The organism is Microbulbifer sp. NBRC 101763, assembly GCF_040371615.1.
Taxonomy (GTDB): domain Bacteria; phylum Pseudomonadota; class Gammaproteobacteria; order Pseudomonadales; family Cellvibrionaceae; genus Microbulbifer; species Microbulbifer variabilis.
The window spans coordinates 880723-904997 of the sequence record NZ_BAABQV010000001.1; the positions used below are offsets into that span (position 1 = coordinate 880723).

Here is a 24275-nt window from a genome sequence, read left to right on the forward strand (position 1 = left end):
CATACAAGCGCCATTGTGATTTTTTTTTAATTAGTTCAATAGGTTAGGTGGTTTATTGACCAGTCCCGACAAACACGTCGGGCATAAATAGCCGCCAGTCCCAGAGGGGCTGGCGGCTCTAGTGGCTTTATTTAGCCAGCTTCTGCCGAATTGCGGTCGCTACCATCCTCGGTGGTTACCCGTGTCGTCTGGCGGGCCAGGCGCGGATCATTGGCCGGGCGGGACAGTGAGCGCGGGCTGTGAGAGATCGCTGCAGGTTGGGCGGTATCCAGTGGTTGCTGGGAGCCTACCTGGCGGTGCTCAGTCACAATGGCAAGTTCAAGCAGGGGCTTGGGGTTGATGCGAGGGTCATTGCTGGCACGGCCTTGAGCGGCGGGAGTGGTAACTTTTTCAGAAGCTTCAGCTTCTGCGGCCACAACTTCTACCTGGTCCGTAACTTCGCTGGTTTCGCTGTGCTGCTCCAGTATTTCTGCTACCTCATTGGCTTCGGACAATGCGATTTCCTCGGCATCTTCCGGTTCAGCCTGGGTTGCTTCTGCTGCAGTCAGAGTTTCTGCGGTTGGTGTTGCCTCAACTGCCAGTTCTTCTCTGGCTGGAGCTGTGCTTTCTGTTTCTCCTTGAGTCGCAGCAGGTCCTTCAGCTGGAACTTTTACTGCAGGTTCTTGCTTGGCAGCGAGAGTTGTTTGTTCTTTTTCCTTTGTGGGTGCCGGAGTCGCTTCCGCTGCAGGGGTAGAAGCCCTTTCAACTTTTGCAGTAAATGCAGCGTAGGGTTCAGCTTGCTTGGGCTCGATAGAGGCTTCCGCTGCGACCTCAGTTTTCACAGGCGCAGGTGAGCGCTCAGGGATCTCTACTGCTGGCTTGGGTTGCGCCTGGGTAGATTTTGGCTTTTGTTCCCGGCGCTCGCTCTTGCGCATGGGTGTTTCGCCATGGTTTTCTGCAGTAAATTCCTTGGACTTCCTGGCTTCGCTTTCCGCTTCATCAATGGCTTCATTGACTTCGCGATTCAGCTCTTCCTGGCTCTGGGCTACGGCAGCTGCAGCAGTATTTTCTGTGCGGCGGCCGCGGCGGCGGGCCTGTGGGCGACCGCGTACATTGCTTGGGCGGCGCGCAGGGCGCTGTTCGCCGCTATCACCTGCCTGCTCAAAGGATTCGCTAGTGCTCTCGTTCTCAGCCACTACACTGCGGCTTTCATCCCGGCGGCGATTGTCATTGCTGCGACGACGACGGCGGCGGCGCTGACTCTCGCCACGCTCGGCGCCGGTTTCGCGATCTTCAAATTGCTTGGTCTGTTGTTTCTCTTCTCGCTGATCTTCACGTTTGGAATCATCACGGCGATCGTCTTTGCGGCGTGTAGGGCGGCCATTGCGGTTACCACGACCACTGCGTTGGTTGCGATTACGGTTGCGGTCGCGCTGGTAATCCTTGCCGCGGTTTTTAGATTTTTGGTGCTTTTTAGGCTCTGCCTCTTCGCTCTTGAAGAGAGAGGCAATTGCAGTCATCAGGCGGCTGAACAGCCCCGGCTCTGGCTTCTTCTCCGGAGTGGGGGCAGGTGCGGTGTGGGCAATCTGCTGTACGGCAGGCTGGGCTGGAGTGCGCTGCGGCTTCTCATCTTTTTTGGTGATGGTTTCTTCCACGGTACCGGAAATCTTGTAAGAGGTTTCCAGGGTTGCGGTGTCGTCATCACGCAGGCGCTGCACTTCAAAGTGCGGGGTCTCGATATCCGCATTGGGTACTACAACTACGCGGGTTTTATTGCGGGACTCGATTTGGGAAATAGCCTTGCGTTTTTCGTTGAGCAGGTAGGTGGCGACATTCACAGGGGTGATGGCGCGAATTTCTGCGCTACGCTCTTTTTTGGCTTCTTCTTCCACCAGGCGGAGGATAGAGAGAGCCAGGGATTTGGTGCCACGAATAGTGCCCTGGCCGCTACAGCGGGGGCAGACGCGGAAGGTCGTTTCCCCGAGGGAGGGGCGCAGGCGCTGGCGCGACATTTCCAGGAGGCCAAAGCGGGAGATGCGTCCAACCTGTACTCGGGCGCGATCCATGCTGAGCGCTTTTTCCATGCGCTTTTCAACTTCGCGCTGGTTGGATTTGCTCTGCATATCGATAAAGTCGATAACAACCAAGCCGCCCATATCGCGCAGACGCAGTTGTCGGGCGATTTCGTCTGCTGCTTCCAGGTTAATGCTGCGGGCCGTTTCCTCGATGTCTCCACCTTTGGTGGCACGGGAGGAGTTGATGTCGATGGAAACCAGTGCCTCGGTAACATCGATTACGATAGAGCCGCCGGAAGGTAGTTTCACTTCCCGCTCGAAGGCTGTCTCTATCTGGCTTTCAATCTGATAACGGTTAAAGAGTGGAATGGCATCTTCGTAGTACTTTACTTTATTTGCGTAGTGAGGCATTACCTGGCGGGCAAATTCTGCTGCCAGTTCGAAGGCGCCTTTGTCGTCAACAATCACTTCGCCAATATCGTCACGCATATAGTCGCGAATAGCGCGGATGATGACATTGCTTTCCTGGAAAAGAAAATGCGGTGCTTTGGAGGTGTCCGCCTCTTCTTTTATGGCTACCCACAGTTTCAGTAGGTAGTTGAGGTCCCATTGCAGCTCTTCACCGCTACGACCCACACCTGCGGTGCGCACAATTATGCCCATGCCTGAGGGTACCTCAACGCTGGCCAGGGCATCGCGCAGTTCCGAGCGCTCGTCACCTTCAATGCGGCGGGAGATACCGCCAGCGCGAGGATTGTTTGGCATCAGTACCAGGTAGCGCCCGGCAAGGCTAACGAAAGTAGTTAGGGCGGCGCCTTTGTTGCCGCGCTCTTCCTTGTCCACCTGTACGATAACTTCCATGCCTTCTTTGACGACATCTTTAATCTTGATGCGGCCTTCAATGTCTTTGGGCTGCTTGAGGAAGTATTCTCGGGAAATTTCTTTCAGAGGGAGGAAGCCGTGACGCTCTTCGCCATAATCAACGAATGCGGCTTCGAGAGAAGGTTCTACGCGGGTAATCTTGCCCTTGTAGATATTGGCTTTTTTCTGCTGACGTGTTCGGTTCTCAATATCCAAGTCATACAGCCACTGGCCGTCCACCAGGGCTACACGCAACTCCTCAGGCTGGGTTGCGTTGATTAGCATTCTTTTCATGCGTGTCGTTTTCCTTGCGTTGCGCAAAGGTTTGACACCGCTGTTCGCAGACTTGCTTGTTGGCCGCCTACCGGAGAGGACCGGAAAGCGGGGCAGGGAATTGGGTGGCACTGGCTCTGCCGCAAATTCGATCTACACGGCTTTTTGAGACGAGTGTTCGCCCATTGTTCTCACTGCAAAAACTCCGGATAAGCCTCACGATGCTGCTATCCGTTGGCGCTATTGGTTAGCACCGTTCTTCCTTAAGTACCTTTTGCTAGTACCGCCCTGTACCTGTGCCATAGGCTTCCATGGCCGGGTTGGGCGCCACCCTTCGGTCAGTTTCTAGCTGGGTGGCAAGGTTTGCGTCATCAATACGGGCTCTGTAGTTCGGCTTTTGGCCGATCTGTGTGTTCTATATTTTGTTCACCGGGCACGTGGAAGCTGGAACACCCGGGTAGCCAGTGCGGTCGCTGGCATTATTTTCTACAAAGCGGGACGCAAGTTTATGAGTCGTCCTTTCAAGCGCTGCGGGTCACGGCCCGTCTTACCTTCGCGATATTTACCCACCTAACAGTGGGCTGTTTTGCTGCTGAGGCCCCCATAGGGTTCTCGTTTTGGGAGGCACTCATCAGCTAAGTTTCTATCAATGACGCGGCATTCCCGCGCACCGGCCGAACAGCGGTATTTTCTCTGAAGCCATGGCTGTCTCTTCATGTGGGAAGTTGCCAGTGGCCGAAAACCAGCGGAATTCAGGCCGGCCGAATATAGCACGGGCAGGAGGGTGCTTCAATTGTCCCTGCTGCGGCGCTATGATGCGCGTCATGCGAAGTATACCTCCCCAAAAACCGGCTGAGGCCGATAGCCCCTCTGATACCTGGAACCCTTCTGGCGGCGTGCAGTTTTTAACTGTGCCGGATGAGTTGGCAGGGCAAAGGATTGACAACTTTTTACAGGCGCGCCTTAAAGGTGTGCCCCGTTCAAGAATCTATCGAATCCTGCGCAAGGGTGAGGTAAGAGTAAATAAAGGACGGGTTAAGGCGGAATACAAGTTGGTGGCGGGGGATGTGGTGCGTGTGCCGCCAATCCGTGCAGCCGAGCAAACTCCGGCCCCTGTTGCAGGAGAGCAGCTGCGCCAGCTGGTGAAAGAATCCATACTATATGATGATAATGGGTTAATGGTGATCAATAAGCCTGCAGGCCTTGCGGTGCATGGCGGCAGTGGCGTGCGCCTCGGCTTGATTGAGGTGTTGCGGCAGATGTATCCGCAGAGTCGCTTTATAGAGTTGGTACACCGTCTCGACCGTGATACTAGTGGTGCCATTATGGTGGCGCGCAAGCGTGCCGTTTTGCAGCATGTGCAGTCAGAATTGCGTAACGGCCAGATAGGCAAGTCTTATCTGGCGCTGGCCGTGGGCAAATGGCCTCGAGGTCGGCGGTTGGTTGAGGCTCCCCTGCGTAAAAACACCCTAAAGAGTGGGGAGCGTATGGTGTCAGTACACCCTGAGGGTAAGCCCTCAGAGACACGCTTTCAGTTGCTTGAACGTTTCAAGGCGGCCACTTTGGTTTCGGCGGTGCCAGTGACCGGGCGTACTCACCAGATCCGGGTTCACGCACAGTTTGTGGGTTGCCCTTTAGCTGGGGATGCTAAATATACCCCAGATGACACAAACCGGGAGTTTCGCTCCCGCGGGCTAAAGCGTCTGTTTCTCCACTCCGCTTCGGTCCGTTGTTCGCTCCCCAGCGGTGAGAGGGTGCATGTTGAAGCGCCCCTGCCCGGCGAGTTAGAGGCGTTGTTGAAGAAGTTGCGGGAAGAATAGGTCTGCTGGTTGTATGTTGGTTATTCTCGATTGGGATGGCACAGTTTGTAATTCTGAGTCGCGTATTGTCGCTTGCATGTTGCGAGCGGCTGAGCGGGTAGGGTTGCCGGTCCTGGCACCTGAGGCGGTAAGCAATATTATCGGACTCGGCCTGCCGGAGGCTGTGGCAACACTTTTCCCTGAAGCTGTAAGTGAGGATAAGCTGGCTTTGCGGCAGTTTTACTCAGAGGAGTGGATGGCTGCGAGGGTGGAACCCTTGCCGCTTTTCAATGGGGTGTTGGATACCCTCGATAAGCTGCTTTGTGTCGGACATCAGCTGGCAGTGGCGACAGGTAAAAGTCGCCGGGGCCTCAATCGCGAGTTCAAAGAGCATGGAGTGGGGCATTTGTTTGTCGCTAGTCGCTGTGCCGATGAGACTGCCTCCAAGCCTGATCCACTGATGCTAAGCGAGTTGCTGTCTGAAACCGGCCATAAGGCTGAGGAAGCTGTCATGGTTGGTGATACGGTTTACGATTTGGACATGGCAGCGGCTATTGAGATGCCGTCCATCGGTGTTAGTTATGGCGCCCATTGCCCTACCAGGCTGCAGGAATGTCGGCCCAAGGCCATAATTGATGAGTTCTCAGGCCTGCTTAGCTGGCCGCCTTTGGTTCCCTAGTTGCTGGTGCTAGTGGGCTGATGCCGAATTCACCAAGGAAATCTACCAGGCGAATCAGGGGGAGGCCCACCAGAGTGTTGATATCTGAGCCCTCTAGTTTTTCAAAGAGCGTGATACCTAGCCCTTCAACTTTGAATGAGCCCGCGCAATCGTAGGGCTCCTCCAGATCTATATAGCGCTCTATCTGCTCCATACCGAGCTGGCGGAAGTAAACGGTGTAGATTTCTACTGAGCTCAGTTGTCTCTTGGTCGTACTGTTAAGTACGGTTAACCCGGTAAAGAAGGTAACTTTGTTGCCGGAGCAGGCGCGGAGTTGGGTAATTGCCCGTTCGCGGTTACCTGGCTTGCTCAGGATGCGGCCATTGCACTCTGCTACCTGATCGGAGCCAATAATCAGCGATTGAGGGTTCTTTGGCGCCAGTGCGTGAGCTTTTTCCTCAGCGAGCCTCAGGGCTAAAGCGTTGGCACTCTCCCCGGGTTTTGCCTCCTCATTTATCTGGGGTGCAATATGTTCAAAGGAGAGGTGCAATTGCCCTAGTAATGCTCTGCGGTAGGGGGAGCTTGAGGCCAGTATCAGTGAAAGAGACATTCCAGGGGGTGTTTCCGTAATTGATTGGTCGAAGTTTGTGACCGCGCGATACTGCAGCGCCTTAATTGTTTTGACAAGGGTAGAGTGAGTCCATAGAATTGCGCGCTTATGTCGATAGCCCCCTCAAAATCAGTATTACCAAAGAGCATTGATGCTCGGAAATTGGTGCAGCGTGAACAGTATTTAGACGGTATTTTGCCGTGGGAACCACTGGATCGACTGCGTACAGCCGTGGAATCTGTGGATGGGGAGGTCGTGTCTGAATTGCAATTTGGGCGCGATCTGCAAGGTCATCTCACTGTAAACGGCAAAGTGTCGTGTACTGTTGAGCTGCTGTGCCAGCGCTGCCTGCACCCAGTGCGTGAGCAGATTGAGGCACAGTTTTGCTGGGGTATCGTTTGGTCTGAGGAGCAGGGTAAAGCCCTCCCCAAGGATCTGGATCCGGTGATCCAGGAAAGCGAGGAGCTAAACCTGCACCAGATCCTTGAAGATGAAATTTTGCTCAATCTGCCGATGGTGGCTTATCACGATGAGGAATGCGTCTCCAGGGACAGTTTTCATGTCGGTGAGGAGAAAGCGGAGGCGGGTGAGCAACGAGAAAACCCCTTTAAAGTGCTGGAGCAGTTGAAGGGTTCTTCGGGTAAGTCCTAGATTTATTCGAGGAGTTTGGGCTCGCCGGTAGGCGCCCCGGTTCCAGTGAAATTTGTTTATTTTAGGAGCTAGCAATGGCTGTTCAACAAAACAAGAAGACTCGTTCCCGTCGCGGCATGCGCCGTTCTCACGACGCCCTGGGTGCTGGTGCAACTCTCTCTGTGGACCCTACCACCGGTGAGAAGCATCGTCGCCACCACGTGACCAAAGACGGTTTCTACCGCGGTCGCAAGGTGATTGAAATCGGCGGCGGCTCCGAAGAAGAGTAAGCCTTGTCCAGCCAATTGCGATTGGCCGTGGATGCAATGGGCGGGGACTTAGGTCCCCGCTCTGTCGTTCCGGCCTGTATTAGATTTCTTCAAAATTTCCCCAATGCGCAGCTGAAGTTATTTGGCCCTCGCGCGCAGCTTGAGACTCTGATCCTTGAGTTTCACAAAACCCGATTTTCTAACCGTCTTGAAATAGTCGATTGCGCCCAGGTTGTTACGCAAGAGTGTAATCCGCTGCAGGCCGTGCGACGCAAGCGTGGCTCCACTATGGCAGAGGCCTTGAAGGCGGTTGCCAGTGGTGATGCCCAGGCTATGGTTACCTCGGGAAATACCGGCGCGCTGTTGGCCCTGAGTCGTAGCATACTGGGTAATATTGATGGCGTTCGAAAGCCCGCGCTGGGCAAATCGGTCCCTTCCGGCCACGGCTCCTGCTATCTTTTGGACCTCGGTGCGAATGTTGGTTGTAGCGCGGAAGATTTGTTGCAGTTTGCGCGTATGGGTATTGAAGCTCAGCACATTCATACGGCTATCCCCCGCGAGAGTATTGAGGTCGCTTTACTGAATATTGGCTCGGAGGCACACAAAGGGACTGCTGAGATTCGTCGCGCTTCAGAGCTGCTTGAGGCGGATCCAGAGGTCAACTATGTGGGCTTTGTGGAAGGGCACGACATATTTACCGGTTCTGTCGATGTGGTTGTCTGCGATGGGTTGATGGGAAATGTGGCGATGAAGTCCGCTGAGGGTGTGATTCGACTAATGGGTCAAAAAGCGTTCACTATCGAGAAAAAGGGGTGTTTCAAGCGTTTTTTTGGCCAATTAGCCATAAAGCTGTTGCGAAAATGGCGTACACAGGTGGAACCCGCTCGCTATAATGGCGCCAGCTTTGTAGGGGTGAAGGGCAACGTGATCAAAAGTCACGGAGGAGCCAGTAGCGAGGCTTTTTACCGGGCAATGGTGACGGCGAAGGAATGTGCTGATGCCAACCTGGCCGCCAAGGTTGGTGCCGCTATGGCCCAGGCTGGCGAGCGAAACTCAAAGGAAATGGGGTAGGAAGTACGTTCCCCCTCCTACTGAAATTTGCCAAATAGGTTTAAGGATATCTTATGACCAATGCTGCGCTTGCATTTGTCTTTCCGGGGCAGGGATCTCAGAAGATCGGTATGCTTTCTGAGATTGCTCAAGAGGCTCCCGAAATCCAGGCCACTTTCGCCGAAGCTTCAGAGGTTCTTGGTTATGATCTGTGGGATCTCTGCCAGAACGGTGAGCAAGAGGCGATCAATCTCACTCAGCGCACCCAGCCTCTTCTTTTGACTTCCAGTGTAGCCCTGTATCGCCTGTGGCGTGCCCGTGGGGGAGCCCAGCCTGCTCGTATGGCGGGGCATAGCCTGGGGGAGTGGTCTGCCCTGGTTTGTGCTGGAGTGCTGGTCTTTAAAGATGCAGTGCATCTTGTTCGGGAGCGCGGTCGTTTGATGCAGGAAGCGGTTCCTGTGGGTGCAGGTGCTATGGCTGCAGTGATAGGTCTCGAAGATGAGGCTGTGGAAGCTGCTTGTGCCAGTGCTGCAGAAGGTGAGGTGGTTTCCGCTGTAAATTACAACTCTCCTGGGCAAATAGTGATTGCCGGCAATAGCGCAGCGGTTGATCGTGCTATAGAGGCCTGCAAGGCTGCCGGCGCTAAGAAAGCAATGTCCCTGCCGGTAAGTGCCCCGTTCCACACAGAGTTGATGCGCCCAGCGGCGGAGAAGCTTGCTCCCCAGATTGAAGCGGCGGAATTTAACACACCTGAAATTCCGGTTGTGCACAATGTGCATGCGGGAGTTGAACCGGATCCTGCCGCAATTAAGGCTCTAATGATTGAGCAAATCTATCGCCCGGTACGCTGGACTGCATGTACCCGCAAGATTATCGCCGATGGCGCTGCGCAGTTGGTTGAGTGTGGGCCAGGCAAGGTGCTGGCTGGATTGACAAAGCGTATTGATCGCAGTGTTGCTTGCCACAACATCGACAGCCCCAGTAATTTCAATGAGGCACTGAGAGCTACAGCGGTCTGAGTAGTGTTTTGGCGACTGCCATTGGTTGAATAAGGATAAAGCGAGTATGAGCCTAATGATTTCCCTGGAGGGCAAAGTAGCCCTGGTTACCGGTGCCAGCCGCGGTATTGGTGCGGCAATTGCAGATATGTTGGGTAGCCTGGGGGCAACAGTGGTCGGCACTGCCACCAGTGAAGGCGGTGCTGAAAAAATTAGCACGCGCTTTGCTGAAAAGGGCATCAAGGGAGCTGGTATGGTGCTTGATGTTACCAGTGCGGAGAGTATTGCCGGACTTCATGCTGCCATAAAGAATGACTTTGACGTGCCAACGATTTTGGTAAATAACGCAGGTATCACTAAAGATAACCTGCTGATGCGCATGAAGGACGATGAGTGGGATTCTGTTGTTGAAACTAACTTATCTGCAGTTTTTCGTATGACCAAAACCTGCTTGCGGGATATGACCAGGGCTCGCTGGGGGCGAATTATTAATATCAGCTCTGTAGTCGGTAGCATGGGTAATGCCGGACAAAGCAATTATGCGGCTACTAAAGCGGGTGTTGCTGGTTTTGCGCGGTCCCTTGCGGCCGAGATTGGTTCTCGTGGAATTACCGTAAATACTGTGGCTCCGGGTTTTATTGATACAGATATGACCAAGGTGTTGCCAGAAGCTCAGCGCGAAGCGCTACTTGGTAAAATCCCCTTGGGCCGTCTTGGTCAGCCCGAAGAAATCGCATCTGTGGTAGCCTTCCTGGCAAGCGATGCCGGAGGATATGTCACTGGTGAGACAATTCATGTCAATGGCGGCATGTACATGACCTGATGTTTGTTTAAAAATACTTCTTTAACTCATTGATTTTAGGAGTATTTTGTTATTTGCTGATGGTGGTGCAGGGCCGTACATTACATCCCTAAAAACTTGGGGTACAATGGCCTCTGAATTATCCAAAAGCTGTGTGAGCCGGTCGTTATCACCGTCAATTAAGTTGGTGAAATAACAATAACGACTAAAACAGATTTTTACCCACTAGGAGTTAAATTGAATCATGAGCAGCATTGAAGAGCGCGTTAAAAAGATCGTTGCTGAACAACTGGGCGTGAAGGAAGAAGACGTAAAGCCTGAAGCCTCTTTTGTTGAAGATCTGGGCGCGGACTCACTCGACACAGTTGAGCTGGTTATGGCTTTGGAAGAGGAATTCGAAACTGAAATCCCTGACGAAGAAGCCGAAAAAATCACTACTGTTCAGCTGGCAATGGATTATATCAAGGACAACCTTGGTTAATTCCTGCTGGGTAGTTTAGGCGCGAACAGCATAGTGTCTGTACGTAGCCAAGCGATTCTGAGAGCCGTTCTATGTTACATAGCGCGGCTCTCTTTTTATGAGCACTATGGAATTGTGACTGCTGGCCGAATGTTGTTTCCCTCACCGTACGGGGGGAGTGCAGCGGCCGCAAGAGTTTCGGGGGGACCGCAGTGTCGCACAGAAGAGTTGTTGTAACCGGAATGGGCGTAGTCAGCCCGTTGGGTAACACCGTAGGAGAAACTTGGTCTGGCATTCTGAAGGGGGCCATTGGCGCAGCTCCGATAGAAACCTTTGATGTTTCAGCTTTCTCAACCCGCTTTGCAGCTACGGTAAAAGATTTCGATCCCACTCCTTATATGCCCGCGAAAGATGCGCGCAAGATGGATACTTTTCTGCAATACGGTTTGATTGCAGGTATCCAGGCTATGCAGGATAGTGGTCTGGAGGTGAGTGGCGAGGGTGCCCAGCGCATGGGGACCTGCATTGGCTCCGGAATGGGTGGCATTATGGCCATCGAAGACAATGCGATGTTAATTGCGGAGAAGGGACCTCGCCGCGTATCGCCTTTCTTTGTGCCTGGTGCCATTATTAATATGGTCGCTGGTAATCTGTCTATTAAGTACGGCCTGCGTGGGCCGAACCTTGCGGTGACCACGGCGTGTACAACAGGCACTCATGCGTTGGGCCTTGGCATGCGTACGATTCAGTATGGTGATGCCGATGTGATGGTGTGTGGTGGTGCAGAAATGGTGACCACTCCTGTCGGGCTCGGTGGATTCTGTGCAGCTAGGGCGCTCTCGACACGTAACGATGATCCCCAAACTGCCAGCCGTCCTTGGGACAAAGGCCGGGATGGTTTTGTTCTGGGTGAGGGGGCTGCAGTACTTGTGCTGGAAGAGTATGAGCATGCCAAAGCACGTGGTGCGAATATCTATGCGGAATTGAGCGGTTTTGGTATGAGTGGTGATGCCCACCACATGACGTCGCCACCGGAAGATGGTGCGGGTGCGGCGCTATCTATGCAGAATGCGCTCAAGGATGCAGGCATGAATGCTGATGAGATCCAGTATATCAATGCCCATGGCACCTCCACTCCTCTGGGGGATAAAGCGGAAATCGAGGCTGTTCAGAAGGTTTTTGCAGGTAACACTGAAAAACTAGCTGTTAGCTCCACTAAGTCTATGACAGGTCACCTTTTGGGCGCTGCCGGTGCGATCGAAGCGGTATTCTCTGTGTTGGCGCTACGTGACCAAATAGCCCCGCCCACGATGAACCTCTATGAACCAGATGAGGCGTGCGCCGATATTAATTTAGTGCCCCAAGAGGCGCAGCCAACAGCCATTGAGTCTGTGTTATCCAACTCCTTCGGGTTTGGTGGCACTAATGGCTCGCTGATTTTTAAGCGAGTCTGACCCTGCCTGCCCGCCGTAGGGCGGGCAACTCTCACCCCGAGGAGAGTATGTCCAAGTTGCCGCAGTTCTACCGAAAAGGGCGCCGGGCTAGCGAACTGGTGCCCGATAGTGACTATGCAAATGGAATCCTCGAAACCATGCGTTGTCACAACGGAAGTCTGCCGCTGTGGTCTCTACACCGATCTCGGCTGGTACGCAGCTCTGCCCTCAGCGCACTGCTTCTTTCTGATATTGACCGCTTTATTAAAAAATTGGCTGCTAAATGTAGTCAAAATGCAGCAGTTGCACGACTTCGTGTAGGGTTTGTCGATGGGCGTGAGTGCTGGGACTTAGCTTTCCTGCCCCTGATGCGCGGTCTTGAAGAGGAGCTTGGTGCTCGCCTGTATCCTTGCCACACTAGGCTGCTCAGCTCGGAAAGTAAGAACTTGGGCTGCAAATTTTTGGATCGCAGTCGATATAATGCTGCGAGAGCCGAGCTGCCTGATGGTGAACGCCTCGACGGTTTGATATTTGATGATTCGGGCCGAGTAATTGAGAGCCTGCGCTGTAATCTCTTGGCGAGATTTGGAAATACTTGGGTAACTCCAAATTTGACCAGGTGTGGTGTTCATGGGGTTATGCTGGATTGGCTTTCCGGTCATATCCGGTGGCAGGAGCAGGATATGAACATCGAGACATTTTGTGAGGCAGATGAAGTGGTCCTGTGCAACAGTGTTCGCGGAGTAATACCTGTTGTCGAGATTATTGGCTATAAAAGTTGGTCGATAGGACCTGGTGCGCGGAGGTTACAGCAGTTGATCGTGGAAGCATTGTGGTGAAGAAAAAGCGGGCCGGCGCCCTCGGTAAGTTATGGAAGGCCTTTTTTGCCAGCGTTCTCCTGGCGTGCGTGCTGGTGGCAGCTTCTGCATGGGTGCTGCAGGCAGCCTTGGCGACACCGCTTCAGCTGCAGGAAAGCGGTTTACAGTTGCAGGTAGAAAAGGGCGGTAGTCTTTCGAAAACCCTCCGGGAGTTGAAGACCAAAGGTGTAATCAACTGGCCGCGCCTGGTTCTCGCCTACGCCTACTGGGAAGGTAAAACCGATATTCACTCCGGGGAATATCTGGTGCCCCACGGTAGCACTGCTATGGATCTGATTGCGCGCCTGAATAGAGGAGAGGTCACCAGTTACCGGGTGACTCTGGTTGAGGGCTGGACGTTTCGACAAGCCCTGGAAAAAATCAGGTCCGGGCGGAATATTGTAAAATCTGAAGCGGGCAGAACTGTCAGCGCTGCAGCTAAAGCACTGGGGCTTGACGAAGGCGCTGTGGAAGGGTGGATCTTCCCGGATACTTATGTTTACCGATCCGGTACTACCGATATCGAACTCCTGCGAGAAGCTTATGAGCGTATGCGGCAGGTTCTCGAGGAAGAGTGGCAGGCTAAAGGGGATGACCTTCCTTACAAGTCCCCCTACGAGGCACTGATTATGGCTTCGCTGATAGAGAAGGAAACCGGGCAGCCTTCCGAGCGCAGCGAGATTGCGGGGGTTTTTGTTCGCCGGTTGCACAAGGGAATGAGGTTGCAGACAGACCCCACCGTGATTTATGGGCTGGGAGAGGATTATGATGGTAATCTCACCCGCGCCCATTTGCGCCAATCGACTCCTTACAATACTTATGTAATCGATGGGCTTCCACCTACACCGATTGCTTTGCCTGGACGTGCAGCTATTAGGGCTGCATTAAACCCGAAGCCGGGCAGGAGTCTTTACTTTGTGGGGAAGGGGGATGGCTCCCATCATTTTTCGACAACTCTGACAGAGCACAACCGTGCAGTGCGAGAGTATCAGCTGAAGCGACGAGCGGATTACCGCTCCAGTCCAGCAAAAGGAAATTAGTTACAGTGTCGCGCGGAAAATTTATAACCCTGGAAGGGGGTGAAGGTGTTGGTAAATCAACCAACCTGAAATTTATTACCCAATGGTTAACAGACCGTAATATTCCGTTTATTCAAACCCGTGAGCCTGGCGGTACGCCTTTGGCAGAACAGTTGAGAGAATTGCTCCTGGCGAAGCGTGAAGAGCCTGTGAATCCGACCGCTGAGCTGCTGATGGTGTTCGCAGCACGTGCCCAACATCTGGCCCAGGTTATCCTACCTGCGCTGGAGCGTGGTGAGTGGGTAATCTGTGATCGCTTTACAGATGCCACTTATGCGTACCAGGGTGGTGGTCGCCAACTGGACCGGCCACTGATTGAACAACTGGAAAATACTGTACAGGGTACATTGCGTCCCGACAAAGTATTGCTTTTGGACCTCGATCCGGAGATTGGCTTGCAACGAGCAGCGAATACCGGTGCTGCCGATCGTTTTGAAAGTGAGCATTTGGGCTTCTTTCAACGAGTGCGTCACGCCTATCGCAAACGTGCCGAGGCTTCACCTTCCCGCTACGCCATCATTGACGCCGGACAGCCCCTGCAGCAGGTCCAGCGGGATCTTGGCCAGGAGCTGGAGCGCCTGCTGATTTGATTCGGATATCCGCTTTCTTTGGCAAAGTGGGCGTGTTCATTTAAAAAAATTTCCTGGATCTAAACTTGGCAATTGTCAGTGTCTGAAACATTTCAACATATACCTATCCCCGAGCTGTTGCCCTGGCAGGCCTTGCAGTGGCAGCGCATTGGAGCCCAGTGGCGGGCAGGGCGCTGCCCACATGCTTTACTGCTAACAGGGCAGGCTGGCCTGGGTAAACGCGCATTTGCTGAAGCTTTTTCTGCGTTGGTGTTGTGTGAACAACCGCAGGGTGGCCAGGCTTGTGGAGGCTGTAAAGATTGCCGCTTGTGGCAGGCTGGTTCCCACCCAGACTTCCTGAGAATAGAACCGGAAAAAGCCGGTTCTCCACTTAAGGTGGAGCAGGTTCGCCAATTGGGTGATTTTGTCTCGCGGACTAGTGGCCGCGGTGGGGCGCGGTTGGTCTGGCTGGCACCGGCGGAAGCGATGAATATCAATGCTGCTAATGCCCTGCTAAAAAATCTTGAAGAACCGGCGGCATCGGTTATTTTTTTGCTGATTAGTGATTCTCCTGCTGGGCTGTTGCCAACGATCCGCAGCCGTTGTCAGTCGATTACTTTTCCCTCTCCAGCAGAGGAAGTGGCTTTGCAGTGGCTGCACAATCAAGGCCTGGAAGAACAGCTGGCACGGCGTGCGCTGGCTCTGTCTGGTGGTGCGCCCCTGTTGGCGGCTGAGTTGGCAGAGCCCCAAGCCCGTGAAGTACGTGAAAAGTTCCTGCGGGAGCTCACGAGTATTGCTGAAGGGCGCGCCAGTGCTGTTGCAGTTGCCGGGCGTTGGGAGGCTCCTCCGGAGTGCACAGAAATAGAGCAGCTTCTGCAGTTTTGGCAGCAGTGGATCTCGCAAATGGCCCAGGTACGCAGTTGTGATTTGACCGGTGATGCCCAATTAATGGCGCTTTTACAGCGTTTACCTGGTGGTGGGGAGGAGGGTTTGCGTCCTCTCTTTGGGTTCTATGATCACCTACTGCAAGCGCGCAAAGGGTTAAAGAGCGGGGCTAACCCCAATCGTCGCCTGCTGCTTGAGGAGTTGATGATTCGCTGGGCAAGGCTCTTTACTGTCTAGTGCCGCTTTTCAGTAGGTTGCAAATTTATAATTACAGGTGCGAAAAAGATGAAAAAGCGCTGTTTCTGGACAGAATCAGTACGCTCAGATAAGTTAGCGCATCATTGAAGAACATTGAGGTTGAGCATGAAAGCCATGGGAGGCGGTGCCCGCAACGGCATCCTATCGCTGAAGATTCAAGACAAGTCAGTTCTCTACGCGGCTTATATGCCCTTTGTGAAGAATGGTGGCTTATTTATCAGTACCGATAAATCTTACAGTCTTGGCGATGAAGTGTTCCTGCTGCTGAGCCTAATGGATGAGCCGGAAAAGATCCCGGTGGCAGGTAAGGTGATTTGGATTACTCCGAATGGAGCCCAGGGTAACAGAACTCCCGGGATTGGGGTTCAGTTTGGCGATAAAGATAATATTGCGCAAAACAAGATAGAAACCTATTTGGCCGGTACGCTTGAGTCCAGCCGACCCACTCATACGTTGTAACTTACACATGCTCGTAGATTCTCACTGTCACTTGGACAGGTTAAAGCTCGATAAATTTGATGGTGACCTCGATGCGGTGCTTGAATTGGCGCGCGATCGTGGTGTTGGTAAGTTCCTTTGTGTTGGCATCAGCCTCGATAATGTCGACGCAGTTGTTGAAATCGCTTCTCGCTACCGCGATGTTGTCTGTTCGGTAGGTATCCATCCGCTCGATGTGGAATCTGGTTTGGCCGGTGTTGACAAGTTGATAGCAATGGCCGAACGTCCCAATGTGGTAGCGTTGGGAGAGACCGGCCTTGACTACTATTACAGTACAGAAACCAAAGATGTTCAGCAGCAGAGTTTTATCGCCCATTTACAGGCTGCAGGGAGTGCGCAATTACCGGTAATTGTGCATACCCGCGATGCACGTGAAGATACTATCGATTTGATCCGTACACATGGAAACCTGGAAACAGCTGGTGTACTGCACTGTTTCACCGAAAACTGGGAGATGGCAAGATCCGCCTTGGATCTTAACTACTACATCTCTCTGTCTGGTATTGTCACCTTCAAGAATGCTGGGGAGCTGCGCGATGTTGCGCGTAAGCTACCACTGGACCGCTTGCTGGTGGAGACTGATTCTCCTTACTTAGCGCCGGTTCCCTACCGGGGCAAAGCCAATATTCCAGCTTATGTGCGTGAGGTGGCAGAATTTATTGCCGAATTGCGTGGCATCCCCTACGAACAGCTGGCTGAAATAACTACAGAAAACTTTTTCAGATTATTCCCGCGGGCAGCCTAGCCTGATCCCGACTATAGGAAGTACCCGAATGATGAAGCAGCAGTTGCAGGTCATGCTGACCCTGCAAGATGAAATTAATACCGTGGTCAATGAAAATTGGCGGGCCCAGAATTTTGCCTGGTACCGGGCGATCTGGGTAGAGAGTGCAGAGTTACTTGATCACTATGGCTGGAAGTGGTGGAAAAAACAACAGCCGGAAATCGACCAAGTAAAGCTTGAGCTGGTAGATATTTGGCACTTTGGTCTTAGCCTGGAGTTGCAGCAGGGGTCACCTGAGAAAGTGGCTGAAACTATGCTGGGTGAAATAGAAAAGGGATTGCGGGCCCCAGGTGATTTTCGCGAGAACCTGGAATCTTTCACGCTCAATACTTTGGCCAGTAAGCAGTTCGATCTGGGTGGTTTTGCACAATTACTTGCAGATGTGGCAATGCCCTTTGCTGAACTGTACCAGCGATATGTTGGTAAAAATGTACTCAACCGTTTTCGTCAGGATAACGGTTATAAAGAAGGCACTTATATAAAGAACTGGGCTGGTCGAGAAGACAATGAACACCTGGCAGAAATTGCCGGGCAGCTCGATCCTTCTGCGGCGGATTACAGTGACCAGGTCTATTGCTCTCTACAAGAGCGTTATCGAGAAATTGCACTGGCATAATCGTTCTTTTAATGCGTTGGTTGGACGATAAAGAAGTTCACCGAGAAATTGAGCCAGTAATTCTATCGCTTGAGGTGAAATTTGCACACGAGGCCCTATAATGCGGCCGCTTACAAACGAGGAGAACTATCGTGAAAGCACCTGTTCGTGTTGCTGTTACCGGCGCCGCCGGTCAGATCAGCTATTCGCTGCTGTTCCGTATTGCTTCCGGCGAGATGCTGGGTAAAGATCAACCAGTTATTTTGCAGCTGTTGGAAATCACTCCGGCATTGGAAGCGCTAAAAGGCGTTGCCATGGAGCTCGAAGACTGTGCTTTCCCGCTGCTCGCGGGTATTGTACAGAGCGATGATGCTACTGTTGCGTTCAAAGACGCTGACTACGCTCTGCTCGTAGGTGCGCGCCCCCGTGGACCGGGTATGGAGCGTAAGGACTTATTGGAAGCCAACGCTGCAATTTTTTCCGCGCAGGGCAAGGCCCTGAACGATGTTGCCTCTCGCAACGTAAAAGTTCTGGTTGTTGGCAACCCGGCTAATACCAATGCCTTGATTGCCCAGCGCAATGCGCCGGACCTGGATCCACGCAATTTTACCGCTATGACCCGTCTGGACCATAATCGCGCATTGTCGCAACTGGCCAATAAGACTGAGTCCAGTGTTAATGACATTACCCACATGACCATCTGGGGCAACCATTCCTCCACTCAGTATCCAGACCTTCACCAGGTTAAAGTATCTGGCACCCCGGCAATGGATAAAGTGGAGCAAGACTGGTACGAGAACGACTTTATCCCAACCGTGCAGCAGCGCGGTGCCGCTATCATCAAGGCACGCGGTGCATCTTCTGCCGCTTCCGCCGCTAACGCCGCTATTGACCATATGCGCGATTGGGCGTTGGGTACTGCTGAAGGCGATTGGACCAGCATGGCTGTTTACAGCGATGGTTCCTACGGTATTCAAGAAGGTTTGATTTACTCCTTCCCTTGCACCTGTAAAGGCGGCGACTGGGAAATCGCGCAAGGCGTAGAAATCAACGAATTCTCCCGCGAGAAAATGGCTGCTACAGAGCAGGAGCTGGCGGAAGAGCGTGATGCAGTAGCTCACCTGCTGCCATAATCGCAATGAATTGACAGCCTGTCGTTAGACAGGGTGGCATTAAAAACCCGCACAGTTAGTGCGGGTTTTTTTATGGTGTGACTTAAAGGTTGAACCAATGAGTCGCCCGCCGGATGTGGGCTTGGGATGCTGGCACTACACTGATTGTTAAGTGTTTGTCGGAAGCGTTTGCTATGGTCACAGAAGTCGGCCGCCACTCCTCCCGCTGTGCCTGTATTCTCTTACAGCCGAATCAATCCCTGTCGGTTTCCGGCAACTTATGGGTGTTTTTCTCTCTTGTTGCAGTCTCCTTGGGCATTAGCTTTGCCTTTGCCTTTGCTGGAGCCTGGATGATCCTGCCATTTGCCGGCCTTGAGATCCTGCTGTTGGGGGTTTTGTTTGCCTACGTGTGCATGGAGGGAACACGTCGTGAGGTTATACGAATTAATAATGAGCAGGTGGTTTTTGATTGCTGTAAGGGCTTTAGGCAGCAGAGTGTTTACCACCGCGAGTTTTCCCGAGATAAGCTGGCCCTTCTTGTTCGTATGGGGGCGAGCTCCGCTGAACCGGCCAAAGTGAGCTTCAGTGGGCCTGAGGGCTGCCTGGAAGTGGGGGAGTTCCTCACTGATGCGGAGAAGGCTGAGCTGGTACAGAAGCTGGGTCGGATCGGTATCATTGCTCGCAAGGAGCAGGAGTTTCACTTGCGTCAATTCTGATTTCTCAGCAGTACTGGCGTCCTCCCTATCCACTTTTCGATATAATCCCCGACATTATTTGTAACTACTCCCCAGGGGATTTCTTATGGCTTTTCCCAAAATCGGCAATTTAGCACCGGCTTTTACTCTTACCAACCAAAGTGGTGAGAAGGTTTCTCTTAAAGACTTTCGTGACAAAAGTAATGTTGTGCTTTATTTCTACCCGAAAGCTCTGACGCCAGGTTGTACCACCCAAGCCTGTGGTATCCGCGATAGTAGTAGTGACTTTGAAAAACTTAATACTGTGGTTCTCGGAGTCAGCCCGGATCCAGAAGCCAAGCTGCAACGTTTTATCGACAAGCACGAACTCAATTTTGACCTCCTGTCTGATGAAGATCATAAGATCGCGGACAAGTATGGCTGCTGGGGCTTGAAGAAATTTATGGGTAAGGAATACATGGGCTTGATCAGAACTACCTTTATTATTGATCAGACCGGCCGCTTGCGTCATATCATTGATAAAGTCAAAACCAAGACTCACAGCGAGGATGTCCTTAACTGGATTGGGGAGAATCTTGATTAGTTAATTCGGCGCAAGTGATAGTTTAGCGGGTGCTCTGGGTGCCTCTGGGCCCTGCTTTTTGGTGTTTGGCATGGAAAACGAGCACTGCAGCCATGTATTTCTGCCCTATACAGCACAATAAGATGAAAAAAACCGCTGTCGTCCCTTGCATTCTCAATTCTTGGTCTATACTGGTCGTTGTAAAGGAAAGGTGCGCCGGCGAGAGAGTGTGTCTCTGTGGGGTATTGCCGGAGCGGTTAGTTTAAAAATTGTACATCTCTGTGAAGGATTCGATGTCTGTTTTTGGTGCATCCCGCATCGAGTGGTAGCCCGCTGAAGAAGTTGGTGTTGGAGTGGGCAGGGGCAATCGGGATTCGCTTGATGCGGACATAGAAAAATAACTGCGGCTCACGGAACTCAAAAGGAGCAGCTCGATGAACCATACTCAGCCCGACCAGACTTCGCTCTCTGAAGATAAATCCCTTCAGCAGGCTAGGATATCCGGTGATCCGAATATCCTCGACCAGCTGCTGGCTCCCCCCGAGGCTACCAGCTTTGGCATTGCTGCCAGAGTGATCGATGTGCTTGAGCAGCGCATCGGTAAGGCCTCTCTCGCAATTCGCCCCGTTGCTTCCGACTTAAGCATGTCTACCCGGACACTGCAGCGTCGTTTACAAGAGCACAATCTGAGCTTCGCCTCACTGCGCGATCATGTGCGTTTTCGCCATGCAGTGCACTTCCTGAAGGATACTGCGCTCAGTGTTGATGGAATTTCAAGGATTCTGGATTTCTCCGACAGAACCAGCTTTACCAGCGCTTTTAAACGTTGGACCGGTATGTCGCCTACTGGCTATCGACGCCAGGTTCGCCAGCGCTTTTAAGTGGAAATTGGTTTGGCCGATCTTGCTCTGGTCGGCCCGATCCGTTGCCTCGACGGGGTAAACCCGTTAGAGTTGGCGGCAATTTTATAGGCTGACTCTTTGAGGTTTTGCATGAGCTTTTTTATTCCCTCTGCGATGGCACAGCAGGCAGCGCCGGCACCACAAGGTAATCCAATGATTACCTTGCTGATGTTTGCAGGCCTGTTCGCGTTCATGTGGTTTTTTATTATTCGCCCTCAACGCAAGCGTCAAAAGGAGCACCAGGAGCTGGTTGGTGCCCTGAAAAAAGGTGATGAAGTGGTGATGAGCAGTGGTATGCTCGGTCGTGTTGATAAGGTGGATGAGGACTACATTGTTCTGGAAGTTGCGGACAACATGTCCTTGAAATTCCAGAAAGTGGCAGTTCACGCTGTTTTGCCAAAAGGCACAATTAAAAAGATCTGATAGCCTTTTGGCTTGATCTTACAATTGTCCAGTTGAGAAAGCCCGGCGATTGCCGGGCTTTCTCGTTTCTGTGAGATTGATTCTTTGCACTCTATGTTATCCCTTATAGAAAAAATCTTTTGGAAGAGCAGTGCAAGCTAATAGTCAGCGTGAATCGAAGCCCGCGATAATCCAAAAAATAATGGGCTTTCAGAATTATACAAAATTCAGGTGGGTACTCGAATTATGACGAAGGCTGTTTTCGTCTTTAAGTAACCCTTTCTACGACCGCAATTTTGTAAAAACAGACAGAGCAACGACGCCAATATTAGCCCTGTCCATAGAAAAGGAGTCTCTTGTGCCCAAAAGCCTGCCTGTCGAGTTGCCTGAGCGCCTTTGTCTTGGCAACCTGCCAACACCACTGCAGCCTCTTGATCGAATCAGTGAGCGTTACTCCCTTCCTTTTGGTGGCCCCAGAATCTGGGTAAAAAGGGACGATCTGACTGAATTTGGGATGTCTGGTAACAAGCTGCGAAAGCTGGAGTTTGTAGCGGCAGAGGCACTCAGCCGGGGTTGTGGCACTTTGATTACCTGTGGGGGGATTCAATCCAACCACTGTCGAACAACGGCACTTGTCGGTGCGCGCCTAGGGCTTGGAGTACACCTTATTTTGCGGGGAGAGCCTGATACTTTAGTGGATGGGAACTTGCTTCTGGACCATCTCGCTGGTGCAAAAGTATCTATCTATCCGCCCAAAGAATATACAGCTGAACTTGGAAGGAACTTTGCTTATTGGCAAGAGGAATATCTGGGCCTGGGGCATCGCTCCCTTTGTATTCCCACTGGCGCTAGTGACGGGCTGGGGATTTGGGGGTACCTGTCTGCTTCGCAGGAGCTAATAGAGGATTGTCACAGCCAAGGCTTTGAGCCAGAGTATATTGTAAGTGCCACCGGCAGTGGTGGAACTCAGGCAGGTTTGACCCTGGGTTGCCAGTTGCTTCAAGTTAAAACGAAGGTCACCGGGTACGCAGTATGTGATAGTGCAGCCTACTTCGAGGGTAAAGTTCGCGAGGATATCTTTCACTGGAGCCGCTTGACGGGAAACGAGATCAATCTTTCATCTCTCGAGGTTGATGTAAATGCGAATTTTATCGGGCCTGGGTATGGAGCAGCCGGTCCTGAGGTCTACCAGACAATCAATGAGGTGGCCAGCCTCGAGGGAATTTTGCTTGACCCCGTCTACACCGGCAAAGCCTTTCACGGGCTTTTACATCAGTTGCGCAATGGTAGCTATGAAGGTTGCAGCAATATAGTTTTTGTTCACACTGGCGGACAATTTGCTTTGTTTCCCTACCGGCAAAACTTTTCATTTCAAACGGTTTAACGCCCCTTTACTGTTCTAGTGCTGCGTAAGCTGCTAACCTGCGCAACAAATTACGGCTGTTGCTGTATATAAAACAATCAGAATTAATTCAGAGGAGTGGGGGGTTAGCTTGGATTCCTTTAATCAACTGCTGCTGTCATTGGACGGCATGCTCGGTTCGGCACCTTGGTTTCCCTGGGTGTTGCTCGGGGTAGGTTTCTTTTTCACCATTTATCTTGGGTTCCCGCAAATTCGCTATTTCGGGCACGCAATCAAGATCGTCCAGGGTAAATACGATAAACCTGGTGATCCGGGTGATACCTCGCACTTCCAGGCTCTGGCTACCGCGCTTTCCGGTACCGTGGGTACCGGTAATATTGGTGGTGTAGGTCTTGCTATTTTCCTGGGTGGTCCGGCCGCACTGTTCTGGATGTGGATGACCGCCTTCCTGGGTATGACAACCAAGTTTGTCGAAGTAACGCTCTCCCATAAGTATCGTATTAAAGCCGCAGATGGCTACTACGCTGGTGGCCCCATGTTCTATATGGAGCGCCGCCTCAATATGAAGTGGCTGGCAGTCTTGTTTGCCATTGCTACAGTGATCTGCTCTTTCGGTACTGGAAGCCTGCCTCAGGTGAATAATATTGCTCAGGCAATGCATGACTCCTTTGGTATTGAAAAAGCCCTGACCGGTGGTGTACTCGCCATCCTGTTGGGTATGGTGATTATTGGCGGCATTACCCGAATCGCCAAGGTGACTTCTACTATTGTTCCTGCAATGGCGCTGATCTATGTGATTGGTGCACTGGGTGTGATTTTCTACAACATAGAAAATATCGTTCCCTCCTTTGTGGCCGTTTTCCGCGATGCCTTTACTGGCAGCGCTGCAGTAGGGGGCTTCCTGGGAGCCAGCTTCGCCTATGCCTTTAACCGTGGTGTAAACCGTGGCCTCTTTTCCAACGAAGCGGGGCAGGGCTCTGCGCCGATTGCTCACGCCGCTGCGCGTGCCGATGAGCCTGTTTCCGAGGGCATGGTCTCCCTGCTCGAGCCATTTATCGATACCATCATTATCTGTACCTTGACCGGCCTGGTAATCTTGTCTTCCGGTGTCTGGAGCGAAAAACATGAAAACCTGTTTGAGGGTGCGGATACTTATGTAGTGGAAGGGCGTTATGACGAAGGTAACCCCGAGGAGGTGAAGCAGTTATTTAACTACCTCAGTAGCCAGCCCAGCGATGTGAAACCCTATAATGGCTCGGTGGTTGTAACCGATGGTCGCCCGCTAAACGCTCAGGATTTTACCTTGATCCACGCGCGCTCTATCGCTGAAGACTTGGATTTCCGGGTGGGTGAAGATGAATTTAGCGGTGTACTTAATGTGGTGGATGGTAAGTTCGCCAATGAAGATGTGGATATTTGGGGGAAATCCCTGGTGCACTCAGTAGCGCTTACCAATAAGGCTTTCCAGCGCGGTTTCTTCGGTGAGTATGGTGGCTTGATTGTTACCCTGGGAATTTTGCTGTTCGCTTTCTCTACCGCAATCGCATGGTCTTACTATGGTGATCGTTCCATGATTTACCTATTTGGCCCCAAAGCGGTTATGCCATACAGAATTGTGTATGTTATCGCCTTCTTCTGGGCGGCAATTGAGGATACGACTGTTATTTGGAATCTATCCGCTGTAGCCATTGTCATAATGACTCTGCCCAACTTGTTCGGTATTACCGTATTGGCGAAAGAGATGAAGAATACGGTGAAGGATTACTGGAAGGATCCCAGCCACAAATAGTGTGGTTCTTAGGGACTCTAACCTGAAGCGAAAAAAGGCAGCCTGATGGCTGCCTTTTTTATTGTTCGGTTCCGCTGGTATGGCAAGG

At 52.2% G+C, this 24275-nt stretch carries 26 protein-coding genes; 23 read left to right on the forward strand and 3 right to left on the reverse strand.

The genetic code is table 11. The features are described 5' to 3' along the window. Window positions 1–131 precede the first annotated feature (131 nt). Together rne and ABWV76_RS04115 are read right to left on the reverse strand one after the other, a co-directional pair. On the reverse strand, window positions 132–3149 hold the full coding sequence (gene rne / locus ABWV76_RS04110) for a ribonuclease E (protein WP_353375323.1): 3018 nt from the start codon (window positions 3147–3149) through the stop codon (window positions 132–134). 625 nt (window positions 3150–3774) lie between these two features. Beyond that, window positions 3775–3954, reverse strand: a complete 180-nt coding sequence (locus tag ABWV76_RS04115) for a hypothetical protein (protein ID WP_157533707.1) — start codon at window positions 3952–3954, stop codon at window positions 3775–3777. On the opposite strand from ABWV76_RS04115, the gene rluC reads away from it, so the two are divergent. Together rluC and ABWV76_RS04125 are read left to right on the forward strand one after the other, a co-directional pair. Continuing rightward, window positions 3953–4948 carry a 23S rRNA pseudouridine(955/2504/2580) synthase RluC gene (gene rluC / locus ABWV76_RS04120; protein ID WP_157533708.1) on the forward strand — a complete coding sequence of 332 codons (996 nt, stop codon included), beginning with the start codon at window positions 3953–3955 and terminating at the stop codon, window positions 4946–4948. The two genes, ABWV76_RS04115 and rluC, sit on opposite strands and share 2 nt — an antisense overlap. Before the next feature lie 13 nt (window positions 4949–4961). Beyond that, window positions 4962–5606, forward strand: a complete 645-nt coding sequence (locus tag ABWV76_RS04125) for an HAD-IA family hydrolase (RefSeq protein WP_353375324.1) — start codon at window positions 4962–4964, stop codon at window positions 5604–5606. Here ABWV76_RS04125 and ABWV76_RS04130 read toward each other — a convergent pair. Beyond that, window positions 5581–6195 (reverse strand): Maf family protein, encoded by a 615-nt coding sequence (locus ABWV76_RS04130; protein ID WP_353375325.1) that lies wholly within the window; start codon window positions 6193–6195, stop codon window positions 5581–5583. The two genes, ABWV76_RS04125 and ABWV76_RS04130, sit on opposite strands and share 26 nt — an antisense overlap. Window positions 6196–6303: 108 nt before the next feature. On the opposite strand from ABWV76_RS04130, the gene ABWV76_RS04135 reads away from it, so the two are divergent. The 21 genes from ABWV76_RS04135 (at window position 6304) to ABWV76_RS04235 (ending at window position 24187) form a co-directional block, all read left to right on the forward strand. Further along, window positions 6304–6846: a YceD family protein gene (locus tag ABWV76_RS04135; protein WP_282950752.1), complete on the forward strand. Its 543-nt coding sequence runs from the start codon at window positions 6304–6306 to the stop codon at window positions 6844–6846. Between the two features lie 74 nt (window positions 6847–6920). After that, a complete protein-coding gene (gene rpmF / locus ABWV76_RS04140; protein WP_020415201.1) occupies window positions 6921–7115 on the forward strand; it encodes a 50S ribosomal protein L32 in 195 nt (64 codons plus the stop codon). 3 nt (window positions 7116–7118) lie between these two features. Then, window positions 7119–8165 carry a phosphate acyltransferase PlsX gene (gene plsX, locus ABWV76_RS04145; protein WP_282950751.1) on the forward strand — a complete coding sequence of 349 codons (1047 nt, stop codon included), beginning with the start codon at window positions 7119–7121 and terminating at the stop codon, window positions 8163–8165. Window positions 8166–8218: 53 nt separating this feature from the next. After that, window positions 8219–9163: an ACP S-malonyltransferase gene (fabD, locus tag ABWV76_RS04150; protein ID WP_353375326.1), complete on the forward strand. Its 945-nt coding sequence runs from the start codon at window positions 8219–8221 to the stop codon at window positions 9161–9163. A gap of 46 nt (window positions 9164–9209) precedes the next feature. Further along, complete coding sequence (gene fabG / locus ABWV76_RS04155; protein ID WP_020415204.1) at window positions 9210–9965, forward strand: 3-oxoacyl-ACP reductase FabG; 756 nt, start codon at window positions 9210–9212, stop codon at window positions 9963–9965. 223 nt (window positions 9966–10188) lie between these two features. Then, entirely contained in the window at window positions 10189–10425 is a 237-nt protein-coding gene (gene acpP / locus ABWV76_RS04160) for an acyl carrier protein (RefSeq protein WP_020415205.1), read from the forward strand. 191 nt (window positions 10426–10616) lie between these two features. After that, entirely contained in the window at window positions 10617–11858 is a 1242-nt protein-coding gene (gene fabF / locus ABWV76_RS04165) for a beta-ketoacyl-ACP synthase II (protein ID WP_282950748.1), read from the forward strand. A gap of 47 nt (window positions 11859–11905) precedes the next feature. Then, window positions 11906–12676, forward strand: a complete 771-nt coding sequence (locus tag ABWV76_RS04170; protein WP_353375327.1) for an aminotransferase class IV — start codon at window positions 11906–11908, stop codon at window positions 12674–12676. Further along, on the forward strand, window positions 12673–13734 hold the full coding sequence (gene mltG / locus ABWV76_RS04175) for an endolytic transglycosylase MltG (protein WP_020415208.1): 1062 nt from the start codon (window positions 12673–12675) through the stop codon (window positions 13732–13734). The genes ABWV76_RS04170 and mltG overlap by 4 nt, the downstream gene beginning before the upstream one ends. Before the next feature lie 5 nt (window positions 13735–13739). Further along, the gene (gene tmk, locus ABWV76_RS04180; RefSeq protein WP_020415209.1) at window positions 13740–14363 is read left to right on the forward strand and encodes a dTMP kinase; all 624 of its coding nucleotides are present in this window, start codon (window positions 13740–13742) and stop codon (window positions 14361–14363) included. Window positions 14364–14441: 78 nt separating this feature from the next. Then, window positions 14442–15464, forward strand: coding sequence for a DNA polymerase III subunit delta' (locus ABWV76_RS04185; RefSeq protein ID WP_353375328.1), 1023 nt, complete (start codon window positions 14442–14444; stop codon window positions 15462–15464). 126 nt (window positions 15465–15590) lie between these two features. Continuing rightward, window positions 15591–15944: a PilZ domain-containing protein gene (locus tag ABWV76_RS04190; RefSeq protein ID WP_020415211.1), complete on the forward strand. Its 354-nt coding sequence runs from the start codon at window positions 15591–15593 to the stop codon at window positions 15942–15944. Between the two features lie 7 nt (window positions 15945–15951). Next, window positions 15952–16728 (forward strand): TatD family hydrolase, encoded by a 777-nt coding sequence (locus ABWV76_RS04195; RefSeq protein WP_282950744.1) that lies wholly within the window; start codon window positions 15952–15954, stop codon window positions 16726–16728. A gap of 28 nt (window positions 16729–16756) precedes the next feature. Further along, window positions 16757–17383, forward strand: a complete 627-nt coding sequence (locus ABWV76_RS04200; RefSeq protein ID WP_020415213.1) for a dUTP diphosphatase — start codon at window positions 16757–16759, stop codon at window positions 17381–17383. 131 nt (window positions 17384–17514) lie between these two features. Continuing rightward, complete coding sequence (locus ABWV76_RS04205) at window positions 17515–18495, forward strand: malate dehydrogenase (protein WP_353375329.1); 981 nt, start codon at window positions 17515–17517, stop codon at window positions 18493–18495. Window positions 18496–18668: 173 nt separating this feature from the next. Beyond that, window positions 18669–19190, forward strand: a complete 522-nt coding sequence (locus tag ABWV76_RS04210; protein ID WP_040629442.1) for a DUF2244 domain-containing protein — start codon at window positions 18669–18671, stop codon at window positions 19188–19190. 85 nt (window positions 19191–19275) lie between these two features. Continuing rightward, on the forward strand, window positions 19276–19752 hold the full coding sequence (gene bcp / locus ABWV76_RS04215; protein ID WP_020415216.1) for a thioredoxin-dependent thiol peroxidase: 477 nt from the start codon (window positions 19276–19278) through the stop codon (window positions 19750–19752). Window positions 19753–20165: 413 nt separating this feature from the next. Continuing rightward, the gene (locus ABWV76_RS04220) at window positions 20166–20612 is read left to right on the forward strand and encodes a helix-turn-helix domain-containing protein (RefSeq protein WP_020415217.1); all 447 of its coding nucleotides are present in this window, start codon (window positions 20166–20168) and stop codon (window positions 20610–20612) included. A gap of 111 nt (window positions 20613–20723) precedes the next feature. Further along, window positions 20724–21056 (forward strand): preprotein translocase subunit YajC, encoded by a 333-nt coding sequence (gene yajC, locus ABWV76_RS04225; RefSeq protein WP_020415218.1) that lies wholly within the window; start codon window positions 20724–20726, stop codon window positions 21054–21056. Between the two features lie 337 nt (window positions 21057–21393). Continuing rightward, window positions 21394–22419, forward strand: coding sequence for a D-cysteine desulfhydrase family protein (locus ABWV76_RS04230; protein WP_353375330.1), 1026 nt, complete (start codon window positions 21394–21396; stop codon window positions 22417–22419). A 109-nt stretch (window positions 22420–22528) separates the two neighbouring features. Further along, window positions 22529–24187 (forward strand): alanine/glycine:cation symporter family protein, encoded by a 1659-nt coding sequence (locus ABWV76_RS04235; protein WP_020415221.1) that lies wholly within the window; start codon window positions 22529–22531, stop codon window positions 24185–24187. Window positions 24188–24275 lie beyond the last annotated feature (88 nt).

Bases quoted from the DNA above. Each gene is read 5' to 3' on its own strand.
- rne (WP_353375323.1), bottom strand. From the start codon at position 3,149: ATGAAAAGAATGCTAATCAACGCAACCCAGCCTGAGGAGTTGCGTGTA.
- rluC (WP_157533708.1), top strand. From the start codon at position 3,953: ATGCGAAGTATACCTCCCCAAAAACCGGCTGAGGCCGATAGCCCCTCT.
- ABWV76_RS04115 (WP_157533707.1), bottom strand. From the start codon at position 3,954: ATGACGCGCATCATAGCGCCGCAGCAGGGACAATTGAAGCACCCTCCT.
- ABWV76_RS04125 (WP_353375324.1), top strand. From the start codon at position 4,962: ATGTTGGTTATTCTCGATTGGGATGGCACAGTTTGTAATTCTGAGTCG.
- ABWV76_RS04130 (WP_353375325.1), bottom strand. From the start codon at position 6,195: ATGTCTCTTTCACTGATACTGGCCTCAAGCTCCCCCTACCGCAGAGCA.
- ABWV76_RS04135 (WP_282950752.1), top strand. From the start codon at position 6,304: ATGTCGATAGCCCCCTCAAAATCAGTATTACCAAAGAGCATTGATGCT.
- rpmF (WP_020415201.1), top strand. From the start codon at position 6,921: ATGGCTGTTCAACAAAACAAGAAGACTCGTTCCCGTCGCGGCATGCGC.
- fabD (WP_353375326.1), top strand. From the start codon at position 8,219: ATGACCAATGCTGCGCTTGCATTTGTCTTTCCGGGGCAGGGATCTCAG.
- fabG (WP_020415204.1), top strand. From the start codon at position 9,210: ATGAGCCTAATGATTTCCCTGGAGGGCAAAGTAGCCCTGGTTACCGGT.
- acpP (WP_020415205.1), top strand. From the start codon at position 10,189: ATGAGCAGCATTGAAGAGCGCGTTAAAAAGATCGTTGCTGAACAACTG.
- ABWV76_RS04170 (WP_353375327.1), top strand. From the start codon at position 11,906: ATGTCCAAGTTGCCGCAGTTCTACCGAAAAGGGCGCCGGGCTAGCGAA.
- ABWV76_RS04190 (WP_020415211.1), top strand. From the start codon at position 15,591: ATGAAAGCCATGGGAGGCGGTGCCCGCAACGGCATCCTATCGCTGAAG.
- ABWV76_RS04195 (WP_282950744.1), top strand. From the start codon at position 15,952: ATGCTCGTAGATTCTCACTGTCACTTGGACAGGTTAAAGCTCGATAAA.
- ABWV76_RS04200 (WP_020415213.1), top strand. From the start codon at position 16,757: ATGATGAAGCAGCAGTTGCAGGTCATGCTGACCCTGCAAGATGAAATT.
- ABWV76_RS04210 (WP_040629442.1), top strand. From the start codon at position 18,669: ATGGTCACAGAAGTCGGCCGCCACTCCTCCCGCTGTGCCTGTATTCTC.
- bcp (WP_020415216.1), top strand. From the start codon at position 19,276: ATGGCTTTTCCCAAAATCGGCAATTTAGCACCGGCTTTTACTCTTACC.
- ABWV76_RS04220 (WP_020415217.1), top strand. From the start codon at position 20,166: ATGAACCATACTCAGCCCGACCAGACTTCGCTCTCTGAAGATAAATCC.
- yajC (WP_020415218.1), top strand. From the start codon at position 20,724: ATGAGCTTTTTTATTCCCTCTGCGATGGCACAGCAGGCAGCGCCGGCA.